This is a genomic window from Chamaesiphon sp. VAR_69_metabat_338 (assembly GCF_031423935.1).
In the GTDB taxonomy this organism is placed as follows: Bacteria; Cyanobacteriota; Cyanobacteriia; order Cyanobacteriales; family Chamaesiphonaceae; genus Chamaesiphon.
On sequence record NZ_JANPGM010000077.1, the window covers coordinates 1 to 1,959 of the forward strand.

The following is a 1,959-nucleotide window of genomic DNA, read 5'->3' on the forward strand; positions in this document are numbered from 1 at the left end:
CCCATAAGTCGGCGTGAATTGACTCACCAGCGGGTCGGGTGACGATGTGGCAAAGTCGCTCGCTTCCTTGGCACCTTCAAATCTCGTCTGGGTAGCCACGACATAGCCCACCACGTCCTTGCCACGTCGTCCGGCACGTCCGGCCATTTGCAGAAATTCGGAGGCTGTTAAGAGGCGATGTCCTTGATCTGTGCGCTTGGAGAGACTGGAGATTACGGTCGTCCGCGCGGGCATATTGATTCCCGCTGCTAGGGTTTCGGTGGCGAAGACGACTTTAATCAAGCCCATGCCAAACAATTCTTCTACTAGCGATTTCCACGCGGGGAGGATGCCAGCATGGTGAGCGGCAATGCCTTTATACAGTGGTTCTACTTGTCCGGCGCGGGCGGCTTCGGGATTTTTCTCTAAGAATTCATCGATTCGTAGCTTCAATTGCGCGGATTCCGCTTTACTGACTAATTGCATCGTTGCCATATCTGCAACCGCTTTATCGCAGCCCCGCCGACTGAAGATAAAGTAGATCGCTGGTAACATTTCCCGTTCGGCAAGCTTGCTGACGACAAAGGCAATGCTGGGAACATCTTCGGATTTGCGGCTGCCGGTGGGACGATGGGTTTTGAGCTTGGGGTTGAGTTTGGCAGTATTGGGGTCGAGTAATGGCAAAATCCCTTTGGGATTGACAAAGTGGAACTCCAAAGGGACGGGACGAAAGTCGGAATAAATCAGTTCGGTGCCACCGTGCACGGCACTAATCCACTCGGTCAATTGTTTGCTATTGGCGACGTTAGCGGAGAGAGCGACGAGTTGAATGTGCGGCGGACATTAAATAATCGACTCTTCCCAGACGGTACCGCGCTGTTTGTCGTTCATATAGTGGCATTCGTCGAGTACCACTGCTTCGACACCGATCATCGAGGTACCGACTTCGCCGATGCGGGTACCGTAAAGCATATTCCGAAAGATTTCGGTCGTCATCACGACAATCGGCGCATCGCGATCGATCGAGATATCCCCAGTCAGCAACCCGACATTTTCTTCACCAAATTCAGCTTTGAAATCGCGATATTTTTGATTGGATAAGGCTTTGAGCGGAGTGGTGTAAAATACTCTGCGTCCTTGACGCAGGGCGCGATGAATGGCATACTCACCAATCAGTGTTTTCCCCGAACCCGTCGGGGCGCAGACGACCACGGATTTGCCAGCATTGAGTGCATCTACCGCCTGAAGTTGAAATTTGTCGAGTGGAAAGGGAAATATCTCTGTTAACTGGTCGGTAGTAATAGCGGAGGTGGTCATAGCGTTTAACTTCACAGACGGTGGCGCGAGGTTAGATTGTGGCGGTAGCTAAGTCTCGATACTCTATAGTATATTCGTAAATTACGGTCGGGGGCGATCGACTCCCAGTTCTCGGGTCTTGTGGTTGGCTGGTAAGCTACTGTCAACACTAGTTAAAATTGTGAAGATCTCGATCGAATAACTAGCAGATATAGCAATTGCCAAAGTGGTTAGGGCGATTTAGCTAGTGCGGCTACAAACCCGACTTTTCCAAAAATTCGGGTTTGGGTGTTAACCGATGTCCAAATCGAGTTCCAAAAATTGGGGAGCTAGATCGCAATTTGACGATGAATCATTATCATGAATGAAGAAAATATTCAGCTCGGATTAGCGATCGGTAATTCGCGCTATCATTGGGCGTGGTTTTTAAATACCAAACTCCAATCTAGTTGGGATACTAAATACCTAACTCCGGATCGATTCAATGAATCATTCCCGATCGCTCTCCAAGTATTAATTGACCAAGCTGGAATCGAGATCGAGCAACTACCGATTTATTTGGCTTCTGTTGTTCCCAGTCAAACTGAAGTGTGGCAAAAGTTGGCACAAGTTAAAGTTATTAGTTTAGCTACTATTCCCTTAAATAATCTCTATCCGACCTTCGGAATCGATCGAGCGTTAGCG

Annotated in this window: 3 protein-coding genes; 1 reads left to right on the top strand and 2 read right to left on the bottom strand. The window is 49.0% G+C overall.

Going from position 1 to position 1,959, the window contains the following annotated elements; translation table 11 throughout:
* Positions 1 to 765: helicase-related protein (locus RMO84_RS21250; RefSeq protein WP_396135747.1), on the bottom strand; the 765-nt coding region annotated here is incomplete at its 3' end.
* A gap of 57 nt (positions 766 to 822) precedes the next feature.
* Positions 823 to 1,296 carry a DEAD/DEAH box helicase gene (locus RMO84_RS21255; protein ID WP_396135748.1) on the bottom strand — a complete coding sequence of 158 codons (474 nt, stop codon included), beginning with the start codon at positions 1,294 to 1,296 and terminating at the stop codon, positions 823 to 825.
* Positions 1,297 to 1,635: 339 nt separating this feature from the next.
* Between RMO84_RS21255 and RMO84_RS02290 the strand changes: the two genes are divergently transcribed.
* Positions 1,636 to 1,959: type III pantothenate kinase (locus RMO84_RS02290; RefSeq protein WP_310486837.1), on the top strand; the 324-nt coding region annotated here is incomplete at its 3' end.

Bases quoted from the DNA above. Each gene is read 5' to 3' on its own strand.
- RMO84_RS21255 (WP_396135748.1), bottom strand. From the start codon at position 1,296: ATGACCACCTCCGCTATTACTACCGACCAGTTAACAGAGATATTTCCC.